The sequence below is a fragment of the Bradyrhizobium sp. STM 3843 genome (assembly GCF_000239815.1).
Taxonomy (GTDB): Bacteria; Pseudomonadota; Alphaproteobacteria; order Rhizobiales; family Xanthobacteraceae; genus Bradyrhizobium.
The window spans coordinates 1-590 of record NZ_CAFK01000244.1; the positions used below are offsets into that span (position 1 = coordinate 1).

Sequence of the window (590 nt, forward strand, 5' to 3'; positions counted from 1 at the left end):
CAGGAGCGGCTGTGGTTTGTGGAGCAGCTCGGGCTTGCGGGCGGCACTTACAACATCTCGGCGGCGGTGCGGCTGGTCGGGCGGCTGGATGTCACGGCGCTGTCGACGGCCTTGAGCGAGGTGGTGCGGCGGCACGAGGTGTTGCGGACGCGGTTCGTGCCGCAAGGCGACAGCGCGGTGCAGCGGATCGATCCGCCGTGGCCATTGGCGCTGGAGCCGGTTGCGGTCTCGGCGGACGAAGCGCGGCAGCGGGCCGAGCGCATCATGCAACAGCCGTTCGACCTGAGGCACGATCGGCTGCTGCGCGCAGCGCTGTTAGGGCTTGCACCTGACGACCACGTGCTGGTGCTGTCGATGCATCACGTGGTGTCGGACGGCTGGTCGCTGGGTGTGCTGGTCGGTGAGGTGGAGCGGCTGTATGCGGCCTTTGCCGCCGGGCAGCCATCGCAGCTAGCAGCCTTGCCGATCCAATATGCCGATTATGCGGTGTGGCAGCGGCGCTGGCTGGCGGAAGCCGCCCTGCAGCGGCAGCTTTGCTATTGGACGCAGCAGTTGGCGGGCGCGCCGGCGGGGCTCGAGCTTGCGACCGA

The 590-nt window shown here is 69.0% G+C and carries 1 protein-coding gene; it reads left to right on the plus strand.

Annotated elements, in window-relative coordinates; genetic code table 11:
* Positions 1 to 590, plus strand: a 590-nt coding sequence (locus BRAS3843_RS25145; protein WP_035982712.1) for a condensation domain-containing protein, incomplete at both ends; no start/stop codon positions are given.